This is a genomic window from Haloarcula sp. H-GB4 (assembly GCF_030848575.1).
GTDB lineage: Archaea > Halobacteriota > Halobacteria > Halobacteriales > Haloarculaceae > Haloarcula.
In genome coordinates this window covers 252,711-274,882 of sequence record NZ_JAVDDX010000004.1, presented here as the reverse complement: position 1 = coordinate 274,882, position 22,172 = coordinate 252,711, and the positions used below count along the sequence as shown (strand labels likewise).

18 protein-coding genes and 1 pseudogene are annotated in these 22,172 nt (G+C 57.4%); 12 read left to right on the top strand and 7 right to left on the bottom strand.

Features of this window, described 5'->3' with window-relative positions; genetic code table 11:
* Nucleotides 1-57: 57 nt before the first annotated feature.
* The 4 genes from RBH20_RS19250 to RBH20_RS19235 all read left to right on the top strand — a co-directional run bounded on the left by RBH20_RS19250 (nucleotide 58) and on the right by RBH20_RS19235 (nucleotide 3,912).
* The gene (locus RBH20_RS19250) at nucleotides 58-954 is read left to right on the top strand and encodes a DUF106 domain-containing protein (RefSeq protein ID WP_373567981.1); all 897 of its coding nucleotides are present in this window, start codon (nucleotides 58-60) and stop codon (nucleotides 952-954) included.
* Between the two features lie 341 nt (nucleotides 955-1,295).
* Nucleotides 1,296-1,712 carry a hypothetical protein gene (locus RBH20_RS19245; RefSeq protein WP_306711740.1) on the top strand — a complete coding sequence of 139 codons (417 nt, stop codon included), beginning with the start codon at nucleotides 1,296-1,298 and terminating at the stop codon, nucleotides 1,710-1,712.
* Nucleotides 1,713-1,901: 189 nt separating this feature from the next.
* Nucleotides 1,902-3,371 carry a preprotein translocase subunit SecY gene (secY, locus tag RBH20_RS19240; RefSeq protein ID WP_306711704.1) on the top strand — a complete coding sequence of 490 codons (1,470 nt, stop codon included), beginning with the start codon at nucleotides 1,902-1,904 and terminating at the stop codon, nucleotides 3,369-3,371.
* Between the two features lie 166 nt (nucleotides 3,372-3,537).
* Nucleotides 3,538-3,912: a hypothetical protein gene (locus RBH20_RS19235; protein WP_306711702.1), complete on the top strand. Its 375-nt coding sequence runs from the start codon at nucleotides 3,538-3,540 to the stop codon at nucleotides 3,910-3,912.
* 1 nt (nucleotide 3,913) lies between these two features.
* On the opposite strand, the gene RBH20_RS19230 is transcribed toward RBH20_RS19235, so the two are convergent.
* Together RBH20_RS19230 and RBH20_RS19225 are read right to left on the bottom strand one after the other, a co-directional pair.
* Nucleotides 3,914-4,351: a hypothetical protein gene (locus RBH20_RS19230; RefSeq protein WP_306711700.1), complete on the bottom strand. Its 438-nt coding sequence runs from the start codon at nucleotides 4,349-4,351 to the stop codon at nucleotides 3,914-3,916.
* Nucleotides 4,352-4,808: 457 nt separating this feature from the next.
* Nucleotides 4,809-6,515, bottom strand: a complete 1,707-nt coding sequence (locus tag RBH20_RS19225) for a glycosyltransferase family 39 protein (protein WP_306711698.1) — start codon at nucleotides 6,513-6,515, stop codon at nucleotides 4,809-4,811.
* A 476-nt stretch (nucleotides 6,516-6,991) separates the two neighbouring features.
* Here RBH20_RS19225 and RBH20_RS19220 point away from each other — a divergent pair, with 476 nt between their 5' ends.
* Nucleotides 6,992-7,342 carry a hypothetical protein gene (locus RBH20_RS19220; protein ID WP_306711696.1) on the top strand — a complete coding sequence of 117 codons (351 nt, stop codon included), beginning with the start codon at nucleotides 6,992-6,994 and terminating at the stop codon, nucleotides 7,340-7,342.
* 86 nt (nucleotides 7,343-7,428) lie between these two features.
* Here RBH20_RS19220 and RBH20_RS19215 read toward each other — a convergent pair whose 3' ends face one another.
* The gene (locus RBH20_RS19215) at nucleotides 7,429-8,529 is read right to left on the bottom strand and encodes an ABC transporter substrate-binding protein (protein ID WP_373567980.1); all 1,101 of its coding nucleotides are present in this window, start codon (nucleotides 8,527-8,529) and stop codon (nucleotides 7,429-7,431) included.
* Between the two features lie 431 nt (nucleotides 8,530-8,960).
* On the opposite strand from RBH20_RS19215, the pseudogene RBH20_RS21390 reads away from it, so the two are divergent.
* A pseudogene (locus RBH20_RS21390) lies at nucleotides 8,961-9,194 on the top strand (ABC transporter substrate-binding protein); the annotation flags it as partial.
* Nucleotides 9,195-9,289: 95 nt separating this feature from the next.
* Here RBH20_RS21390 and RBH20_RS19205 read toward each other — a convergent pair.
* The 3 genes from RBH20_RS19205 to RBH20_RS19195 all read right to left on the bottom strand — a co-directional run bounded on the left by RBH20_RS19205 (nucleotide 9,290) and on the right by RBH20_RS19195 (nucleotide 10,855).
* A complete protein-coding gene (locus tag RBH20_RS19205; protein ID WP_306711693.1) occupies nucleotides 9,290-9,823 on the bottom strand; it encodes a GNAT family N-acetyltransferase in 534 nt (177 codons plus the stop codon).
* Nucleotides 9,824-10,221: 398 nt separating this feature from the next.
* A complete protein-coding gene (locus tag RBH20_RS19200; RefSeq protein ID WP_306711691.1) occupies nucleotides 10,222-10,362 on the bottom strand; it encodes a hypothetical protein in 141 nt (46 codons plus the stop codon).
* A gap of 76 nt (nucleotides 10,363-10,438) precedes the next feature.
* Entirely contained in the window at nucleotides 10,439-10,855 is a 417-nt protein-coding gene (locus RBH20_RS19195; protein ID WP_306711689.1) for a hypothetical protein, read from the bottom strand.
* Between the two features lie 493 nt (nucleotides 10,856-11,348).
* Here RBH20_RS19195 and RBH20_RS19190 point away from each other — a divergent pair, with 493 nt between their 5' ends.
* Together RBH20_RS19190 and RBH20_RS19185 are read left to right on the top strand one after the other, a co-directional pair.
* On the top strand, nucleotides 11,349-12,914 hold the full coding sequence (locus tag RBH20_RS19190; RefSeq protein ID WP_306711686.1) for an AarF/ABC1/UbiB kinase family protein: 1,566 nt from the start codon (nucleotides 11,349-11,351) through the stop codon (nucleotides 12,912-12,914).
* Between the two features lie 150 nt (nucleotides 12,915-13,064).
* Entirely contained in the window at nucleotides 13,065-14,303 is a 1,239-nt protein-coding gene (locus RBH20_RS19185; RefSeq protein ID WP_306711685.1) for an MgtC/SapB family protein, read from the top strand.
* A 448-nt stretch (nucleotides 14,304-14,751) separates the two neighbouring features.
* Here RBH20_RS19185 and RBH20_RS19180 read toward each other — a convergent pair whose 3' ends face one another.
* A complete protein-coding gene (locus tag RBH20_RS19180; RefSeq protein WP_306711683.1) occupies nucleotides 14,752-15,939 on the bottom strand; it encodes an orc1/cdc6 family replication initiation protein in 1,188 nt (395 codons plus the stop codon).
* 944 nt (nucleotides 15,940-16,883) lie between these two features.
* Here RBH20_RS19180 and RBH20_RS19175 point away from each other — a divergent pair.
* The 4 genes from RBH20_RS19175 to RBH20_RS19160 all read left to right on the top strand — a co-directional run bounded on the left by RBH20_RS19175 (nucleotide 16,884) and on the right by RBH20_RS19160 (nucleotide 22,140).
* Nucleotides 16,884-17,378, top strand: coding sequence for a ubiD operon protein (locus RBH20_RS19175; protein ID WP_306711681.1), 495 nt, complete (start codon nucleotides 16,884-16,886; stop codon nucleotides 17,376-17,378).
* A 3-nt stretch (nucleotides 17,379-17,381) separates the two neighbouring features.
* Nucleotides 17,382-18,887, top strand: coding sequence for a UbiD family decarboxylase (locus RBH20_RS19170; RefSeq protein WP_306711679.1), 1,506 nt, complete (start codon nucleotides 17,382-17,384; stop codon nucleotides 18,885-18,887).
* Complete coding sequence (locus RBH20_RS19165; RefSeq protein ID WP_306711677.1) at nucleotides 18,884-20,287, top strand: UbiD family decarboxylase domain-containing protein; 1,404 nt, start codon at nucleotides 18,884-18,886, stop codon at nucleotides 20,285-20,287. Before RBH20_RS19170 ends, RBH20_RS19165 begins: the two co-directional genes overlap by 4 nt.
* Nucleotides 20,288-20,457: 170 nt before the next feature.
* Nucleotides 20,458-22,140: an acyl-CoA synthetase gene (locus tag RBH20_RS19160; RefSeq protein ID WP_306711674.1), complete on the top strand. Its 1,683-nt coding sequence runs from the start codon at nucleotides 20,458-20,460 to the stop codon at nucleotides 22,138-22,140.
* Nucleotides 22,141-22,172: the final 32 nt, after the last annotated feature.

The following is a 22,172-nucleotide window of genomic DNA, read 5'->3' as shown; positions in this document are numbered from 1 at the left end:
CGAAAACGGCCGGACAGAAGAATTGATAACGGTTCAGTCTTAGCATCACTTATCGGAATGCCAGAGAAACCGGTACCATCGGTTATAGACGATCCAGCGATGCGTGACGCTCTCGCTACGGTGGTTGAGCACAGCGATAACGGAAACGAATCGCTCCAGTGGAACGACGTGAGCGAGTCGCTGTCCAGTGAGGAATGGGGACGGCTCGTACGGGAGGAGGTGCTTGTCAGTGACGGCACTGGATTTACCTTGACGAATCCAGAGCAGGTGCGGGAGGCACTTCAACCGGATGAACCGATGGACACAGCAACGGACGAGGGTGGAATCGAAGCCGAATCGTGGGCCTGGTACGATAAGGTAGCCGGACTGGTGACTCTCTCGCTCTTTGCGGGGTACTGGAGCACCGGTATCAGGGATACCATCGCATCGTACGACGACCTCCTTCTCGCGCCAGTCACGGATGCGCTCCCGTTTTTCGCCGTCATCATACTACTCGCAATCGTCACCGGACTGTATTCAACCGTGTTGCAGTCACGGCTGAGAGACACCGAGAAGATACAGGCCTATCAGGAACGGATGAAGGAGTTGAAAGAGCGCAAGGAGGCAGCAAAAGAGCGCGGCGATGACGATGCCCTAGAGGAGCTTCAGGCGGAACAGATGGAAGCCGCCGGCGACCAGCTTGGGATGTTCAAACTACAGTTTCGACCGATGGTGTGGATCATGCTTTTGACCATCCCGGTGTTCCTCTGGCTACGGTGGAAAGTTCGCGGTGGCCACCTCGGTGCGAGTGAATTCGGGTTGATTGTGCCGCTGGCCGGCGCCGTTGGCTGGCAAGAGCCGTTGTTCGGACCGATGAAAACATGGATTGTCTGGTACTTTCTCTGCTCGATGGTGGCGCGTCAACTCATCCAGAAGACGTTCGATATTCAGCCGTCCCCCTCGCCGTCAGATTGACAAGGGCTAAGTGGTTGTTAATCTGCGTCGAGAAAGCAAAGGCGAAACTGATTAACAACACGACGACAGGATGTCGAGTGATGCCGTCGTCACGCTTGCGTCTCCAATCACCGGTATCGATAGTTGTCTTCAGCATCGGCGTCTGTTTCCTCGTATTGGGAGCATTGGGGGTACTGGCCGACACTCACCCGGCGATCGGTGTCTCAGGGTGGGGACTGTATGCAGACAGGAATCTGGAAGTCATCGGAGTGCTTACCGGCAGTGTTGCACTCCTTGGGGAGTCTGTCCTTATACCGGCGGGCTGTGATACACCGCCAACGCTCGATTGCCAGACAGTGTACATGACCGAGCCATTGCAGGAGATGCTCCTTTCGCTTGCCGCGGAAGCAGAGCCGGACACAGTGTCGTTCGGCCTCGCGGTCACACCGGCGGGCGACCTCGCAGCCGGTACCAACGTACCTGATCAGACCCCGGTCTTTTCAGACGTCTATCTGCCCGAAGAGCCGAACTCAGTCAGTTCCGTGTTCGGCATCGACTTGTCGACACCACCACAGCGGACACAGGGTCGGTTCATCTCTCACCCACACTCCGGACTGGAGGTGACCAAGCGCGATGACTTACACGAAGTCGTCTTTGTGGCTGTGCCACCCTGGGACGATGCATCTATTGCGGCGTTTGATCGGGCAGGCCGGCGCCACCGTCTCGAAACGGTGGACGCTACGGCGCTCCCAGACGTTCCCGAACCAGTAAACATTTGAAAGGCCACACAAGAGATACCGACAACCACCGCGTCAGCAGTATCATCGGCAGCGCTACGTAGAGTAGCAGCCGTAGAGCCGTCTGTGACCTGTTCTGGCGTGGGGTCCCACAAGCATGACGCATATGATTCGTTGTCGGTATAGCTGTCAGTATGGTATCGTCACCTGGCCATGCGCTGGAGGACAGCGATGAGCTGGAAAGACACTGCAGAACCCGTGCTTGTCCGGATGCCAGCCGTCCGTAAGCCGGACCGACACATCCCGTTCAAACGGAAACTGGCATGGACGGCAGGCGTGCTCTTGTTGTATTTCTTCCTGACAAACGTGATGTTATTCGGGCTTGATATCACCCGTGACCAAGCCGTGTTCGGTCGTTTCAGCTCGATACTTGCGTCCGGCCAGGGATCAGTGCTGCAGCTCGGTATCGGACCCATCGTCACGGCGAGTATCGTCTTACAGCTACTGGGTGGGGCTAATCTCCTCGGACTCGATACGCAGAACGATCCACGCGACCAGATACTCTATCAGGGCCTTCAGAAGTTGCTTGTGCTGGTGATGATTTGCCTGACCGGCTTGCCGATGGTGTTTGCAGGGAATTTCCTGCCCGTGGACACCCAGGTGGCCCAGTCGCTAGGTGTTGGAACCGCCGGTGTCCAGTGGCTCATCTTCGCACAGATGTTCGTCGGCGGGTTGCTCATTCTCTTCATGGACGAAGTGATCTCCAAGTGGGGGGTCGGCTCCGGTATCGGCCTGTTTATCGTCGCTGGCATCAGTCAGCGGCTCGTCGGTGGGTTGCTTACACATCCAGCTATCGGCGGCCAACAGTACGGTATCATTCTGACTTGGATACGGATGGCAACCGGTGCCGTTTCCATCGGCCCCGTGTTCAGCTCTGAGGGGCTACAGGCACTCCTATTCACACAGGGCCATTTGCTCCAACTTTTCACGACACTCCTCATCTTCGCTATCGTGGTCTACGCCGAATCCGTGCGTGTGGAGATTCCACTTTCGAACGCGAGAGTAAAGGGTGCGCGTGGTCGGTTCCCAGTGAAACTGATTTATGCTAGCGTCCTCCCGATGATATTCGTCCGCGCGATACAGGCGAACATTCAGTTCTTGGGCCGTATTTTGCGGGCGCAACTGGACAGTATGCCATCGTGGCTCGGAGTCTACGCGAACGGGCGCCCCGTCGAGGGGCTGTTTTATTATCTCGCACCAATCCACTCACCGCGTGACTGGATGTGGTTCCTCGGTGGGGTTACCCAACCTGTCTGGAAAGTACTGCTTCGGATGGGAATCGACCTCACATTCATGATCGTTGGTGGCGCTATCTTCGCCATCTTCTGGGTCGAGACCGCTGATATGGGACCTGAGTCAACAGCACAGCAGATACATAGCTCTGGGATGCAGATACCTGGCTTCCGCCAGAACGTCGGCGTCATCGAGAAGGTTCTGGAACGGTATATCCCACAGGTCACAGTCTTGGGAGGCGCGCTTGTCGGTCTGCTCGCGGTCCTAGCGAACATGCTTGGTACCATCGGTGGTGTTGGGGGGACGAGCCTTCTGCTCACCGTCTCAATCACTTATAAATTGTACGAGGAGATTGCTGAAGAGCAGCTCATGGAGATGCACCCCATGATGCGCCAGCTGTTCGGGTAGTCTCACAAGGGCGTGTGTTCGTCTTCTTCAGATAACCGAGGCCAGCGCCTCAGGGAACGGCCCCGTGTGAGCCATGCCTTCCGAAGCTGGGGAATTACACGGACGATCAATAAAAACAATCACTCAGCCCCTGTTAATATGTTCTAACTTCGAGGGGTATAGCAGCATGGAGTACGTTATGGTCTGCATGGGCAAAGAGAACAGTCCTCCAGCACCACCCGTGGACTTGCCGGATGACATCGGTTCTGTATTACAAGATGCCACTGTTCATGACCTCCGGGAGAGTTTGATATATGCACAGGAGCTACTACAGTATAATCATGAACCGACCGAGCAGATAGAGCCGTTACCGGGCGAAGAAATCGTCGAAATCAAAGGCGAAGGCAAGCGGTTCACGGTGCTGAAACGCCAGCCGTGTGCGGATAGTTGTCCCAACTGTCCACACGGGCCGTACGTTTACGAAGTGACACAAGAAAAACGACTGAACGGCGATACGCACTTTCACTGGGCGTTTATTGGCCCGTATGTTGATGAGGAATAGATCATTCGTTGCCGCCATTGCTATGCGGTGGTTCGGCGTATTTGAGTTGGAAACGCTGTACCTCCGACTGTCTGGGCGAACTGCCATCTATCCATCCACATTCCGGTCGGCTATTGGGATGGCTGAGTGGCATCATATTCTCGTTATGATGAGGACTGCAGGCCTGGTTGCGAACGCAATGCTCGAGTGCACCCAGCGACTCTGCCCGAAACATGGAAGCATTAGTGACTGCACTTGCATCGAGCAACGTGCCGGTCAAAGAAACGCCGAGATAATGCTCGAAAATCTCGAACAGCCATTCGACAGGCCCGTCGAAACGAGAGTTGCGCACGACTCCGTCGAACGTTTTCTCGAACGCAACGCTACTAATTATGACCTTGTCGTAGTCGTGGCGAGCACCGATCGTAGTTCGTTTTCGCGCTTGCTCTCTGAACGACACACGAATCGCTTTGTAACCTCGATTGAGACCTGGCTGTCGTCCACCAGAGTTAATTGTCCGCCGTGAAGCGAAAGAGCTGACGAGAACCGTACTACCAAAGGACACGAGCTGTACGACTCTCGTCGTTCAGAACCGCTCTCGCGGTCGGCGGCGTATTGGATTGCCGCACGGTTATGTTAGTATGACAGCCACTTAGTGGTTGTTACTCGATGAGCGGTGTAACGCTCTCCAGATGGGGAGCCTAAACAGCTCCGAGACGCTTCCCCGTATTTTCATGCTGGTAAACAGTGATTTGAACTACGCCTTGCGTGAGCTGAGCAGTGCACTCCCGCAGCGGCGACCATGTTTCCCGAGATGCGGATAATCCATCTGTGTGGTTGTGTTCATACAGCAGTTGATGACTACAACGGGTGGCAAACGATTGGTATCGGCCCGCGGAGCCGAGTGCACAGGTGAATCAGTCCCGTCGGTCGGACACCCGCTCGTAGACGACGAATCCGTTGTGTTCCGCGACCGGTTCGTAGTTGGCCTCGATGTACGCGACTAGCGGCTCTCGTGCGTTGGGGTAGTAGCCATGGGTCGAATCGATACGACCGTCACCGACCTGCTCGCTCCTTACGAGCACGTAGGGTACTTCGTCTCGCTCGAGTTCCGTCACGACCCGGTCAGCGAGTGGTTCCCCGTAGGGGGGCGTAATGAACGTCCGTACGGGGCGAGCCTCGCCGAAGTATGCCAGTTCGTAGCTCGTGGGTGGGCCAAGCGAGTAGAATCGTCCGTCGACGACTTCGTCGAGTTCCTCGGCGGTAGCCGATTGCGTTTCGATGTGTTCGCCGCTGAGCCTGATTTCTCTAACCCCATCAACGGCCACCGTCCCTCCAAGCGCGGAGAGCACGAGGAAAACACCAGCGACCAGTGCAACCCATTGGCTGGTGTCAAGTCGGCCGAGGCTCCCGGCCCACCGAACGACGCTGTAACTCAGGACGATAGCACCGACGAACATCATAGCGAAGCCGAATTCTAAAAGGAACAAGTACTGATACCCACTGTTTGCCGCGACGAGTGTAAGGACTGTCTCGGAGGCAGCGACAGCGACCGTCAGACCGGCCCACTCCCCCCGTGAGAGTCGCCTCGGCCCGTTAGCGAGGAAGCTGACAAGCCGGCGAAGGCCGACGCCGGCGAGCACAGCGGCCGCCGGCATGACAAAAATATACCGGTGGCCGCCATGGAACGCCTGCAGGCCCGGAACCGACATGACGACGAGCCACAGCGAGAGAAATGCGAGTCGGGTGTCGAACGACCGCGAAGGTATCGACCGGAACACGTAGAGGGCGGTCCCGCCCGCGAGCAGCCACACCGGAAGGTAGGAGGCCGCGCTCAGCAACTGCCCGTCGAGGAAATACGGCGGGTTGTAGTGGTTAAGGGGCAGAACGAAGGTGTACCAGAGCGTCGCATCAAGAGTTCCCCGGCTCGCCATGAACAGCGCCACGAGCCCGAGCGGCGTGAGGAAGGCCGCCCCGACTCGGCTGTAGCGGCCCGCGACGGTCCGCAGGTCGGTCTCGCCAGCGTAGAGGCAGGTGAGCGACCAGCTGATGATGACCAGCCCAAACAGGAGAACGGTCTGGTTGAACAGCACCCCAAACGCAAGTGACAGCCCAACGAGGAGGTCGGTCATGCGCCGCTCGGCGAACAACCACAGCACCGCTACGGTCAAGAACAGTGCGGCGAACGGCTCAGTCATGACGATGAACCCGTCGAATACCGGCGCGTACACCCCGAACAGGTACGCGAGAGAGCCGACGGCCGCGACCGGGCGTCCCCACAGCGAACCGAGACGGAAGACGAGCAGTGCTGTCGTCGCGTGGACCGCGTAGACGAGTATCCGTCCGGCGAGGTACGGTTCAGGAACCGTCTCCCAGAGCAGTGCTGTCAGGTAGTATATGGCTGGGGTCTTGTGGTCCGCGATACCAGCGTAGAGCGTCCCTCCGGAGGCTATCTCACGGCCGATGACGAGATAGGTCATCTCGTCGTGCAACAGCGGCTGTCGGAGGTAAATCAGAGGTGGGATGACCGCCAGCGCTATGAACACGACGTAGAATGCCGGCATTCCCCAGGACTCGAGAGCGCTCCGAAAAGTGAGGGCGGGGCTACGTTCCGTCTCGAGCATCGGCATGCTTATCCGCCGTATCGTCAACTATCTGTTTAGTTACTCGGCGGTTAACTCCAATACGCTCGTAGCCGGTAACATTATGCGTCAGGCTGTCTCCGGCGTGCCTCAGATTAAACCGGTAGGACCAAGCTACGGGGACGCTGCCGTCCAGAGAAATCGTTGAGCGTGGAGGAGTGAGCGTTTCTGCGTGATTTCGTTCCCGACGCCGTTGACACGTAGCTGGAGTCATATCTGGAACTGATCGAGATCTCTCCAGGGGTTGCTCACACCGATCGTAGGAATCGGAGCCATTTTCGTCTCTTTTGGGGGTTTCCAGTTACTCTCCTACGAATACACCGACATCAAAGTGGTATCAAAACTATGAAGGCGAGAATTTACCCTTCGATAGCCATATCGACAATTATCTACGTCCACGTCGCGTTCGTGACGACGACAATCTTATCGCCCGAGGGATACTCCAGTTCAACGAGACCGTGCTCGCTGTTGCGGCGAGCAGGCTCTTTACCGATTCGCTGATTCAACAGGCAGCTTTCGTTCTCGTCGCGGTTGGCGCGCTGTTTTCGACGACGTCGGCGATTAACGCCACGCTGTTCGGCACAGCACGACTCGCACACAAGGTAGCGAATGCGGGTGCCCTGCCACAGCCGTTCTCGTTCCGGAACGAGAAGGGGGTCCCCGCGTGGAGTTTGCTCATCATCGCCGGCGAGCGCGTCAACCTCGGTGAGACACTCATCGCAGGGGTGTGTCGCCACAATGGCGCGCGGATCGTTACGCGTGGCAGGCGCTTTGACCGCGTTCAGGGCCTAGAAGTTCAACAGTACTGATGAGCGAAGATTTCTGACTTGGGGACGCTCTCGCTGCAGTCGCCATCGATGGCACTGATTTCGTAGCAGGCCGTCACCGCAGGCAGTCAGCTATCGCCGTTGATTATGTCCGCCACCCGTTGCCGGTCGAACAATGTCTCATCGGAAAATTCGTCGGAGTAAATCCGCTGGGCCGCGACTTCTGTCTGAAAGAGATTGATGATCGGCCCCTGATCGAGATAGCCACCACGGTAGACCGCGTCATTCTGGACGGCGCTCAGTTCACTGGCGACAGGGTTGTTCCGTAGCGACTCAACGATAGTCTCCTCGAAAGTCGCCTGATCCTTTTCGACCTGCCCGCGGACCAGCAGGACATCCGGGTCAATATCCAGCAGCGTCTCGAAATCCACTTTGAGACTCGTGTTGCCCGAATAGTGTCCGACGTCGGTCCCCTCGAAAGCGTCCCGGAGCCGTAGATCACGCCAGTGTTTCTTTCCGACACCACCGTCGTAGAGCTGGTAGGGGTAGAACGTCTCCGGTGTCTCGTCTGCGGGGTAGAGCAGTGCCGCTTCTGGAGTCGTTTCGGGCAGTCGCTCCTGGAGGTTCGTCAGGAACTCCTCGTGGAACGACGCGAACTGCTGGTAGCGCTGCTCGCGGTCGAAGACCTGTGCAATCTTCTCGAAGGCCTCATACAGCGAGTAGTATGGGTAGTCGTGCCAGTCGTCGCTCCGCCGCCGGATGAAGTTCCCGAAGAAGGGACCGATGTTCTCTTTGACTTCCTGAATGTCCCGCTCGTCCCAGTCGTACCAGTTGCGTAGCTGGTTTGGTTCCATGAAGTGGACGTCAGCATCCATCTGGTAGAACCGCTCCTTGTCGACACCGTCCTGATTGAGTGTCGTCACCGCATCGGGGTCGTACTCGACACCGGGAAGTTCTTCGTAAAACTCGGTGGCATACCGGTATGGCAACTGTATTCCGAGCGTCTGGCCTGCGTCAAGGGCCATTCCCATGTCGGCGTAGCTCGGGAGCAGTGCCACCCAATCTTCGGGAGGCCCATCGAAGGTTACGGGCCCCATAGGTTCCATCGAGACAGTGTAAGAGTCGGCCGCTTCGGGCGTTGACTCACTCTCACTGCTCCCACTACGACAGCCTGCCAGCAGACCACTTGCGATTACTGTTCCACTTGCGAGATAGGTTCGTCGTCGCATATTTTTAGGCTTGCCTAAAACAATAAAAGCCTATTGGAATGTGTCTCCAACTGAAATTAGTCTGCCCTGCTGTGCAGAACCACAGCATCCTCCGCCGACTGTCGTTACTCCGGCGTGTCCGAAGCACAACGCTTATTATATTTAGGCCTGCCTAAAATTTTATGAATGACAGCGAGGCGACATCGGTGACGAGGCGTCGCATCCTGCGAACGAGCGTCGGTGCTGTTGGGACGCTGGGGGTAGCTGGTTGCCAGTCCGGGGCCGAAGAGGCGGCGTCCGCAACTGGAGATACGCCAGCAGAGAACGATGGCACGGCGACAGTCACCGATGGGCAGGGGACTACGACCGGGGACGCGGCGACCGCGAGCAGTTCTTACTCGGTGTCGATGGAACCGGTTGGGGAGGTCACCTTCGAGTCCGGCGTCGAGCAGTTGCGTGACGACCCGGTCGGAAGCCAGCTAACCGCCGTCGACGAGGACCGACTCTACCGCGGCGGCACCGAGTATCAGGGCCCAATCATCAACCTCTTCCAGACGGAGGCCGCCGCAAAGCAACTGTATCCCGACCAGTTCGGCGCGTGGAATGGCCTCGGGGAACCCCTGCCCGAAGCGGAGCGCCTGTTCGACTACCAGCGCGTTGCGGACGCGATCAACGGCCGGGTCTGAGGGGAAGCGACTGGCGCTGTGTCGGGGCCTACACCTCTTCTCGAGACAGCGATGTTTAGAGCAGGTCCTGTGTGGTTGTTTCCGGCGCGCTGCCCTCACTCGTGATCTCTCCGGTCTTCTACGCTGGCTACCATGTGATACTTTGTCCGCTCGAAACCGAGCTTCTCGTAGAAGGCGTTGGCTCGGTCGTTGTCTACGTGCGGGTCGAGACTGAACTCCTCACACCCGGCGTCGTGTGCCCAGTCTCTTGGACGGTCAAACAGGTCGTCTGCTAGTCCCGTGCCGCGATATGGTTCGCCAACGTAGATGTCACAGATGAACATTCGGTCGGGGCGGTCAAAAACACTCGGCGCTTCATCTATTTCGGCCGCGATATACCCGGCAAACTCGCCATCGGTATCGGCAAGCGGAGTCCCGTCGGTGAATCCATCGATGGCGATCCATGTCCGATATTCCGCCGAATCGAGGCGGTCGACGCGGAACGGGAGTTCCGCTGCGACGAGGTCGACATCGTCGGCGAGTGAGAACGTATCGACAGTTGCTTCGAGTTCGCGGTAGTACGGGAGCCAGAGCTCCTTGATAAAGCGACGGACAGCAGCCTCCTTCGGGGGGAGTTCCACAATCTCCATACCTGTCCGGACCAGTCTCCGGCACTTATTTCTGTTACTCTCGGCGTCGACGGTGGTTGACATGATTCCCATATGCTACGTACGCGTCACCTCGAATCGGTGAGGCCACAATGTCACTCGATTGAGGACGACAAACGGTACTCAAGATCTGAACCAATCTATGGGTTGGAACTGATTCACAAATTCGCTGGTTGCCGTGCGGTACCCAGTGTGTCGTTGAACCACCCTCCGTCGTAGATCTCTATGCACAGCCAAAATAGTCGTCTCACGGAGCGGATGTTCTGTATAAGTGGCTCTGTTGGAACCCTAGTTTCGACACTTCTGACGCTGAAACAGCCGTGAGGTAGCTACTGCATATAATACAGAGCTTTCTAAGAAGAACCAGTCAACAATATGAATCAATCGTCGTCTTCAACGATCTCCACCACGTTGTTAAGCGGTTCCAGAGCGTGTTCCAGTTCTTTATTCAGTTCAGGGTCGTCTATATCTTCCTTGACAATCCGAATCTGCTTTATTGCTTCCCCCAGTCTGTTTAGCATTTGTGCTTGACAAATCAAACTCCAATCATAATAATGTCTGTGTTTGCTGTATTCACTATAATCGGGTCAGGAATTGTCACCTGTTAAGGGTTTCAGCAGAGCCGTATAAGTAGATGGTACAGAGGGCGAGGATAGCCTCAGCTGCCTTTGAGACGACAGCCAGCGGATTCAGGTTCCCCTGCATATAGAACGCGTCAAGGCTGAAACCCTGAAATGCAAACAGTGCGAGAATAGTGGCAATGGCATATCCCGCAGCGACAAGAAACAGTTCTGGTCGCCAGTATCGGCTACTATACAGGAAGATCCCTCCAAGAAATCCAAGCCCATTCAGGATGAACAGCGACCCTAATGTCTGGCTGAATCCCATGACACGTGGACCAAGCAGTAAGTGGATACCAGCAGTGGTAAGCGTAGCTACGATTGCGAGGTACCCCACCGGATGCGATGGGAGCGTAAAAAACGAGTCTTGTCGTTGTGTCGATTGAGCAACCATAATTCAGAACTGTCACCGAAATGTATTAAATCTATGTGAGTTTCCTAACAGTACGGAATCAGGCAGAACGCATATCATCGGCTACGGTACTGGTTCAACACTGGGAGCGAGAAGTTATCAATCCAGACATTTACTGGATGACTATGTAGCTGGTACCCCCCTGCAGGAAGTCGCACCGTTTACCACACGGTGGATTCCATCCCAAGGATTATAAGACGAAATCAGAGACGCTCTATGCCGGTCTATCGGTCTCTCTGATCGCTCCTATCGAGAGACATTCGATGCATGGGAATTATTGCTTCCGGCTCGTTATCTCCTTGTTCGACTGTCCCATCAGGTTCGGAGATATTCCAGTAAATCAGCAGCCAATCCAACATCAAGAGACTGGTTATACGAGGGGCCGTAATTTTCCTCCACCTATATATGCCGCTTGATCGAAAGCAGGGTATGTACTGTCAATTGACGCCACTCGACCGTTATTCACTCCGATAGAATGAGTGGGTTGTTTCGCCGATATCTAGTCGTTTTCATCCGGTTTCTACCCTTCGCGCTGGCATTTCTCCGCGATCGGCGGCGGTTCATCCTATTTGGCTCACGACGGCAGGTCCCGGACGAGAACCATCGACAACGGGCCGAGGAGATCCGGGACACAATGCTCGAACTCGGGCCGGCATTCATCAAAGTTGGGCAGGTACTCTCGACCCGCCCCGATATCGTCCCGCCGGTCTATGCCAACGTTTTCGGAACCCTTCAAGACGAGGTTCCCGAAGGCGCGGGGGGAGATCCAAAGCACGTCATTGCCGAAGAGCTTGGCGACGAACTCGATCAGTCGACACTCGAGCCGGTCGCTGGCGGGTCGCTCGCGTACGTCTATACCGCTGCCTACCGAGGTGAGCGAATCGCGCTGAAGGTGCGGCGTCCTGAATTGAAGCCCGTGATTACGCGTGACCTTCGAGTCGTCCGGGGACTGGTTCCACTGATTCGCCCCTTCGCTACCGAGCGCCAGCAGTATTCGATCGAAAACGCGGCTGACGATTTTGAGGACATAATCCTGGACGAACTGGATTTTGATCGCGAAGCGACGGTCATGGCTGATATCAGGGAGAATTTCGACGGCGATGAGCGAGTCGTCATCCCTGCCGTCTATGAAGACCTGTGCTCGGAACGGGTGCTGGCGATGGAGTATCTGACCGGACAGAAGATAACCGACAGCGACGCCTTCGACGGTATCGACATGACGCCACACGAGATGGCGACACGGGTGATCAATGTGTATCTAGAGATGGGGCTCATCGACGGTGTGTTCCACGCTGATCCCCATCCGGGTAACCTCGCCGTCACGGACGACGGCCGGCTGTTGCTCTTCGATTTCGGTATGAGCGAACGCCTTCCACCCACGGTTCAGGAAGATATTATCGCGCTCTATCGGGCACTCGTCCGTCGTGACGTGGACGACTTGGTAGACGCGCTCGTCGCGCTCGATGTCCTCGAGCCACACGTCAACCGTGCCGAGGTCGGTCGGGTGCTTGAACTCGTCATCGAGAACCTCGAAGGCCGCTCAGAGATTACCTGGCGGATGATCATTACGGAATTGACGACGAACCTCCGTGCGTTCCCATTTCGAATTCCGCCGGACGTAATGTTACTCATCCGGGTTGGGACCGTCGGTGAGGGTGTCTGTCGGCAGCTTGATCCGGAGTTTGACTTTCTCACCGCTGTGCGTTCATTCCTCGTCGACCAGGGGCTCATCGAGAGCGAACTCGACGCACTCATCGAGGAAACGCGGGCAGATATTCGCCGGTCGCTCCCCGCACTGGCACGGGTCCCGTCCCGTGTCGATAGAACGTTGGCCCGGCTTGAGCGGGGCGAACTGGTCGTCCGGACAGACCCTGTCGAAGGTCGCGGAACGGGTGAGCAAAAGCTTGGATACGCGGTGATCGCCGGCGCGCTCATCGTGGCCGCAGCGGTTCTGACATTCCACGAGCGCCCGTACGAGATTCCTGCAGTTGCCGTCGCAGCCGGCTTTCTCCTCGTCTATCTCGTCGATATCGAGTCATGACTCCCAGACACACCGGTTCCCCAGAGGAACAGACAGCAGTCCGACCTCCAAACAACTCAAACCGAGCACGGTCCCGTAGCAACCACAGCAGACAATTGATTCGGCCCTCACACCCGAAGTTTGACACCTTGGAGGATTGAACTATAGAGAATGGTAGAGATCATCGACTCACTCCTTCTTCGTCTCCTCGTTGCATTCGGTATTGGCGCTCTCATCGGACTGGAACGGGAACAGGCGAAATCTGGAGGAACGTTTGCGGGCAGCCGGACATTTCCGCTGTTTGCCCTCGTCGGCGCAACCGTGCAGGCGTTCTTTCCTGCTCTCTTCCCCGTCACAGTCCTCGCTATTGCGATCCCTCTAACCGTCGCGTATGGCGGGAAAGTTCTGACCGAAGGGGATATCGGACTCACAACGGTGACCGCTGCGTTGCTCACTGTCCTCCTAGGCGCGTTAGCAGTGTCCTCCGAACGAGGGACGCTCTTCGCGATCATTCTCGGCGGACTTGTCACTGTCCTTTTGTCAGCAAAGCCGACGATCCACAGGTTCGTCGACCAGATTGACGAACGGGAGCGCCGTGCTTCCCTCAAATTCATCCTCGTCGTATTGGTCGTGCTGCCGATCCTGCCTGATCGTGAACTCGATATCCTGTACGGTCTCAATCCACGGTTCATCTGGGTAATGGTCGGCTTCGTCACCGGGCTGAGCTTCGTTGCCTACATTTTGAGCCGGGCTGTCGGAGCCAAGTGGGGAATCGCCCTCACGGGAATCCTTGGCGGATTCGTTTCTTCAACCGCGACGACGGTCTCCGTGGCCGAGCGAATCAGTGAAACTCCCGATCTCTACAGGATCGGCTCGTTTTCGATTGTTGTCGCATCTATCGTCATGTTTCCGCGCGCACTTCTTGAGGTCGCTGTCGTGAACCCGGCACTCCTTCCACAGGTCGCTGTGCCGCTCGGAGTGATGACTGGTGTCGGCGTGTGTATCGCCGGCATCGTCTACTGGCAATCGACCACAGAGTCGGCGGTCGAAAGCGATCTCAAGAACCCGTTTCGTCTCCGACCGGCACTGTTTTTCGGCGCTGTCTTCGCGATTGTGCTCCTAGTGTCCGAGTCCGCAAATACCTGGTTCGGCGATTCGGGGATCTATGCAACTGCGTTTCTCTCGGGGCTCGCTGACGTCGATGCAATCACGCTTACGCTGAGCACACTCGAAGCGGACGGTGATATCTCTGCCACAGTTGCGACTACCGGTATCGTCATCGGCGCTATCGCGAATACGCTCACGAAGGCCGGCCTCGCGTGGCTACTGGGGACGGTCGAACTGGGCCAGCGAGTAACGGTCGCTCTTGGGGCCGTCGCCGCCGCTGGCATTGTTGTCGTCGTCCTGTGATTCGCTACACCATCGGAGCCACATCGGCCCGAAAACCGCGCCTGAAATCCCGTATAGACTGCGGTCACACAGCTCTGGTGTCGAGAAGGTCTCAGAATAGTATGTACGAGAGTGACAGGGTAACGAAACGTCAGGCGTCGACTTGCCGGTCAGGCTTGATCCGTGACAGCCGCATCGCGTTTCCGGTGACGCCAGGGCTCATCCCCATATCGCCGAACGGGTTCTCGCATACGCATTGTATGGAGCGGTTCGATAAAACACGTCGGCGCGGGACTGGCCAGCGATGGCGAAGGTCAGAGCACGCCATCGGTATCAGATAGGCCCTATATTTGTTAGCTCTCGGTGGCGTGTTACCAGCTGTCAGGAATTACGTCAATATGGATAGTATACTCCTGCGCTCCGTCTAACAGCGGAACCAGTGGGGTAGCTAACAGCGGAACCGGTGGGGTTACGGGCTTTTTTTCAGGAGTTCTGACAGCCCCGTTTTGATCGAACTGATGGATTGCTCTAAGTCGAATTCCTTGTACTTGCCACCGCCTTTCCCTCGGTTGTATTCCGTTGAGGACACAATTCCGAGTTGTGTGAGTTCGCCGAGATAGTCGCGGACCGAACGCTCTGAAACCGGGTCCAGACCCTCCTCACGTGCTAACTCCTGATACGCACCCAGGATATCTCGTGTCCGGGCCGGTGTGTCATCTTCTTCGGCGAGTCCAGTGAGTGCATAGAGAACGAGCTGGCCGTGATCAGAGTAGTTGCGGATCCCTTCGACGACCTGGTCAGTTTGAAGCCGTTGCCGGGCTTCGCGTACGTGGTGTTCAGTTACGAGCTCATCATCATACTCCCGGGCAAGGTCACCGGCCTCAAGGAGGAGGTCCAGCGCCTGGCGGGCGTCGCCGGAGTCCTTCGCACCGTACGCAGCACACATTTCTATGACGCCGTCATCGAGGACATCATCCTGAAAGGCGACGGCCTCACGTTGTTTCAGAACGAGCTGTAGCTCATTGGCGTTGTAGGCCGAGAACGACACTTCCTTTTCACAGAGACTCGACCGGACTTTCGAGGACAACTGGTTGCGGAAATCGAGATCGTTTGAGATACCGATGACACCAAGTTTCGCTTCGGAGATGTCACCATTCGATCTGGCACGGGGAAGTTTGTACAGTAGCGAATCGTCCTCAATGTGATCGACTTCGTCGAGGACGATAAGTACCGTTCCGCCCAGATCATCAAGTGCATCGAAGAGGAATTGATACACTGAAGCCTGTGGATACCCGGTATTTGAGATTTGATTCGCTGGATCACGGAGTGTGTTGACGATTGCGACCGCGGCCTGATAGCTCGAATTGAGTCCATCGCAGTTGACTTCGACCGTACTGAGGTCCAGTCCGTCGACATCTGCTGCATCACGTTCTAGAGCGGAGAGAAGGTATCGAGTGGCAGCCGTCTTCCCGACTCCGCTTTTCCCGTACAGAAAGATGTTTGACGGAGTTTCGTTGTTGATGACTGGCTGGAGCGCAGCGTGATACTTCTGGAGCTCCTCGTCACGTCCGACAAGCTCCTCAGGGGTCCACTCTTCAAGTAATGCCTCGCGTCGTTCGAATATTGTGGATGTCGGCGAGAACGTAATATCGCTCATTTGCATGTAGTTGTAACACGAACTGTCTTAACCTTTGGTTCCGCTGCTTCCGCTGTTCGGTTGAGTATATAAATGATCTACCCCGCCACTTCCGCTGTTAGCTGAGAACTGGAATAGCTGCCCTGCTACACCCCCACCCCACTACTTCCGCTGTTAGAGTGGAAATGGAGTGGCTACCCTACGACACACCCACCCCACTGCTTCCGCTGTTAGGACGGTGGCCGGATGGTGCGTTCTTTGAGGAGCGGGACCGGATTAACTATGAGTGGACAGGGAATGGGAGTTCAGTAACAGAGCGACACACCCACCCCACCACTTCCGCTGTTAGCTCGATAATAATGGGAGTGGGTTTGACGCAGTCCGCTGTTTTTACACTCTACATAGGTCGAGCTCCGTGGGTATTGACTCCAAGACGGTTCACTGCCACCGCTGGAACGACTTTGTTGCATGAGGCTGCTGATATCTCAGAACCTCCACTGTGAATCAACAAGACAGAGTCTGCTGTATGAGAGAGGACACACCCCACTGCTTCCGCTGTTAGAACTACCCCCCAGCGGTGGCCCACTCCAACTACAGCCTGAATATTTCTAGAGCTAGTGAATAACTTCAAGTGTATCGGCAGGAAACCACAACCGTAGCACGTTACCACAAAATAGCAAAACACCCCCTCCCATGGGGGTGGTGCCGCCTATTTATCTCCTAACAGCGGAACCAGTGGGGTGGGGGTGTGAAGCCACTCCAACTACAGATGCCGGGCCCCAATCCACTAACTCCACTTCGGTCGGAGAGTCAACTTGGACGATCATAACAGTCCGCGCCTCAATCCATTCGAATACACTTCGGAGGCCACTCCCAGCAACCCCAGAACGGTTCGACGACGGTACATATATGCTATTGGAACAAGAGGTTGCTAAGAACATCAGTAAACCAACTGAGGGCAGGTAATGTCGAGCCACTACATCACGTCAACAGACCATCTCCCTGAGGAAGCACAGACAGAAACCACACTACAGATCACGGATGCCAAGACGAAACGCATTTTTGAGGCGCGCGTTCGCATCGCCAAGGACCCTGCTGAACTCACTGATCCAGAACCGCTGACAATCGTTGCCGGGCCACACGAGAGCGTTAGCGAGACCAGATACGTCGAACTACTTGATGAGACTGATGCGACCGGTATCGATCATGAGCTAGTGGCCCATCTGGCGGCCGAACAGGAGGCGGCGTCGAATATCCTCAACACCCGGTCCGACGATCTGAAGGTACTCTTGCAGTATCTCGTCGAGACTGGCGAGTATAAGTCAACGTCCGATGCGCTTCGCGAGATCGCGTTCGACCACCTCGCCACAGAGCGACCGGCCCTGCTTGACGCCTACGCGGAGGTCCGTCGCGAACGTGATGACGACCCACTCAGGCGTGTGCTCGAGAAACAGGAGTGATAGATGGCCGTCAATTCGCTCCGCGAGTATCTCGATTTGCTCGACACGACTGGCTGGCTTCGGTCCTTCGACCAACCGGTGTCGTGGGACCTCGAAGCAAGTGCAGCCACAATGCTTGCCAACATCCGTGACGGCCCGATTCCGGTGTTCGAGTCCATCGCAGGGATAGAGACGGAGTCGAAACTGGTTGGCGACCCGTACCGCGGCTCCCAGACTCGTCCCTGGGATCACTTCGCTCAAGCGCTGGGATTCCCAAGTGGCCTTTCAGGCCGTACATACTACGATCGAGTGATTGATCGCCTCAACGCGCCGAAAGCGCCCCAGACCGTCGCAAATCGAAGGGCACCCTGTAAAGAAACAGTGCGGACGGGCAACGAGGTCGACCTCCTCTCGTTCCCGTGGCCGTATATCCATGAGGGCGACGGGGGGCGGTACTCGAATCACCACACCATCGTCGCACCGGACCCCGACACAGAGTGGGGGACTTGGTCGAGCCATCGAATGATGATCCACGACAGCTCTCAGGCCAGTCTGTTGCTACTGGCCGGTGAGCAGGTACCCAACCGCTACTACTACGACTACGAACCGCGGGACGAACCGATGCCAGTCGCGGTCGTTATCGGTGCGGAACCCACCGTCGAGAGTACTGCAGACATGTGGATCCCGACGGGGCGGAGCGAAGCGGCCTTCGCTGGCGGCTTGAAAAACGCGCCTGTGGAGCTTGTCCAGTGCGAAACCAATGATCTGTACGTCCCGGCGACGGCCGAGCTAGTGCTTGAAGGCCACGTTCGGCCTAACGACCGCCTAGATGAGGGACCGTTCGGAGACTACTTCGGATATATGAACGGCCCGCGGCGCTCCATGCCGGTGTTTGAGGTCGATGCGATCACCCACCGCCACGAACCGCGGCTACCGTTTTGCGTCGAGGGGAGCGGTGTCGGATACGGGCAGAACTCGACCAGTACGCTTCGGCTCGTCGCAGCCGGTCCCGACGCGACTGTCGGGCTCCGAGCCGCCGGGTTCGACGTTGCGATGGCGGTCCCATGGCGATTCACCTCCCGCACTGTCTGGGTCATCGCGACGGACCGACCGTATCCGGGGTATCTCCACGAACTGGCGAACTTTATTTTCACGACGTGGGGGATGCTCCACATCGACTTCTTCGTGTTTGTCGACGCTGCTGTCGACCCGCTCGATCCACGGGCAGTCTTGACAGCTATCGCGCTTGAGGCCGATCCAGACGCCGACTTCCACCAGTTCGGCGTCGAGCGGATGCCGAAAGTCCCGCTCAACATCTACCAGACGCCCGATGAGAAGGGAAGTGCAGATGTGGGAACGTCGAAGGCGAAGACGGCCAAAGCCTACATCGACGCAACGACCGACGGTGACGCGACGGACACGACGGCGACCACAGAAACACGGAAGCGAGCTCAGGAGCGGCTGGTCGAAGCGGGACTAAACTCTGCGCGGTTCGACCGGCTTGACGAGCGGGAGGGGAAATCACAGTGATACCGTTCACGCAGTACGTCCGCGGACTGGCTGGCGACGACGACCTCGCCCGACTTGACGGCCCATTCGAGGTCCCGATTGACGTGCTTGCGGCGGAGGCCCTCCGCGCAAGTGGGCCGGCGCTTCGGTTCCAGCGACCCACGGGCATAGATCTAGTTAGCGGTGTGTTTAGCGGCCCGGACCAGACACAGCACCGCGAGGCTCGGCCGTGGTCGCGACTGGCGCTCGGCCTCGGACGTGATCCGGACGCCACGCTCGTTGATCTGCTAGAGACAATCAGTGATCTCGGTCCAACCGGCGGGAATCCGGAGCCGACATATGCGGGGCAGGCGGCCTCGGAGACAGCCATCGAGGTACAGGACCTGCAGCTCCCCCAGGGCGAAACCGACACGTGGCCCGCAGTGACGCTTGGTGTCGCATCGATCTCAACCGCTGACGGCACACACTGGGCACCGGTTCACGGCTCGGTTGTCGGCGGCGACACGCTCAGAGTACGCGTCCCGGACGCGCTGTCGACGCTTGTTGCTGACGGGACCACGATGACGATAGCGCTTGGCGTGCCGCCGGCGGCGATTACGACGGCATACCTGCTCGCGGTCACTGAGCAAACTGCCACGCCGATCCAGTCCTGTGGGGTAACTGGAACTGTCCCGCTTGTCCCGACCAACGGCGGACTCGTCCCGAGTGCGACGGAGGTCGTCGTCGAGACAACGGTTGTGGACCGCCAACCTGACTTCCGCTCCGACCGCCGAGAAGGCTGGGAGTACGTCGTTGCGAGCGGGCCGCTCTCGCTGTCGGTCGAGCGCGTTCGCGCTACTGAAACTCCAGTCATCCCCATCTCCCCGGTCGGCCGCCCACTCGCGGATGATATCCAACTCACAGGGCTTGCGACCGCCGCAACGCTCTATCACCGGGTCAACAACTACTGGGGCATCTCACCAGTCGAATGGGTCATGTTACCAGCAGAGGCTGAGCTCGGTATCTGTTTCGTGGCTAGTGACGTGCTGTATGGTGGCTTCGAGTGGCAGCTTGCGAATATCCTCTTTTCGTTCTCATCGCTTTTCGACACTGTGGTTATCGTCGACAAAGACGTTCCGCCGCAGGATTTCGGCCGCGTCCTGGCCGACGTCTGGCTAAAATCTCATCCGGCTCGCGACTGGACGTTCAGCGAACCGGACGCACCGGCGGCGACACGGCCGCACTATCGACGGGACAACGAAACCGGTTCGCGTCTGTACGTGAACGCGGCATGGGACCCGCGCTGGAAGGAAACGTACATCGCGCCCCGAGTCACGTTCAAGAACTCCTTTCCGGACAGCGTCCGCGAAGTGGCGCGCGTTTTGTGGGACGAACCCCACACCGGTCCCGAAGACACGACTGAAAGCGGCTCACCCTACTGAATATGTCTCTCGCATGTATATAATTTCGAGTATGTTGTAATCAGATCTGTTTTCGCCACACAAAACCCAAATAGTGCCTACAAAGGAATCCGAATAATGATTAATGCAATATATTAATGCGAAAAACCAACCGGTACAGTTATACGGGAAACCGGTATTCCGAGCGGTGTATGGTGACTAGCCACAACCTCCCGGACTACGACACAGCACGGCAAGAATTCTCTTGGGACGACATTTATGCGGAAGCGGACTGGGATGCACCGAATGACCTGAACATCGGGCACGAAGTCGCTGACCGACACGCGAGCGACCGGGGACAGGTCGCACTCTATCAGGTCGGGACCGACGGAGAACTGTCGAAAATGACGTTCTGGGAGCTTGCTGACCGCTCAAGCCAGTTCGCCAACGTCCTCGACGACCTTGGGGTTGCGCAGGGTGACCGGGTCTTCTCGTACATGCCCCGGATCCCCGAGCACTACGTGGCGCTGGTCGGAACGCTCAAACACGGTGCTGTCTGGGGAAGCGTCAACGAGCGCTTTGGGCCCGATGGCATCTCGTACCGTCTGGACGACTGTGACGCGAAGGTCGTCGTCACCACGACTGATAATCGAGACACGGTCGAAGACGCACTGGACGATGCGCCCACGGTCGAACATGTGATTACCGTTGACCGCGGCGGCGGCGCACCTGCCGATGACGTGGTTTTCAATACCGCGCTCGACGGCGCGAGCACTGCCTACGAGGTTGCCGAGACCAGCGGGGAAGACGACGCACTGCTGTACTACACCTCAGGGACGACCGGGCTGGCCAAAGGCGTCCTCCACAAACAGCGCTGGATCGCCGGTGTCGCGGCAACACAGAAGTACGCCGTGGATCTCCAGGACGGCGACCTGTACTGGTCGACCGGCGACCTCGGCTGGCTGACGGGTGCAATCAACACACTCGGTGCCTGGTTCTGGGGTGCGTCGCTGTTCACGTACGAGGGCGAGTTCGACACCGACGAGTGGGCCGACCTGCTCGACGAATACCCGATCAGCGTCCTGTTCTCGGTCCCGACGGCGTACCGGATGCTCCGAGAAAACGAAGACGTGCTTGCCGATGTCGACCTCGATCTGCGTCATGCGCTCTCTATCGGCGAACCACTCAGCGCCGGCGTCGTCGAGTGGGGGGAAGACGAACTCGGCGTCACGATTCTCGACACATATGGGCAGACTGAGACCGGGAACATGATTATCAACAACTATCCCACGATGGAACTCAGGCCCGGATCGATGGGGAAACCACTCCCCGGAATCGAGGCCGATATCGTCGACCCACAGAGCGGTGAGGTCTTGGAACCCGGCGAAACAGGCGAGATCGCACAGCGGGGGGATTACCCGTGTTTCTTCGCCGAGTTCTGGAACAAGCCTGAGAAGACCCAGCGGGCTTTCATCGACGGTCCAGACGGGAAATGGTATCTTTCGGGCGATCTGGCACATAAGGACGAGAACGGCTATTTCTGGTTCGAGGGACGGGCAGACGACGTGATCCTTTCCTCCGGCTACCGCATCGGGCCGTTCGAGGTCGAGAGCTCGCTGGGCGAGCATGAAGCGGTCGCTGAGGCGGCCGTCGTTCCCAAGCCACACGAAGCGCGGGGCAACATCGTCAAGGCCTACGTTGTGCCAAGCGAGGACGCGGAGCCATCCGACCCCCTCAAAGAAGACATCCAGAGCTACGTGAAAGAAGAGCTCTCAGCACACGAGTACCCACGCGAAATCGAGTTCCGCGAGGAACTGCCCAAGACCGTGACTGGAAAGATCCGCCGAACCGAACTGCACGACGACGCCGAAGCAGAAGCTGAAGTCGAACCCTGACATAAGATATCAAGCACCACGAGTGCAAACAC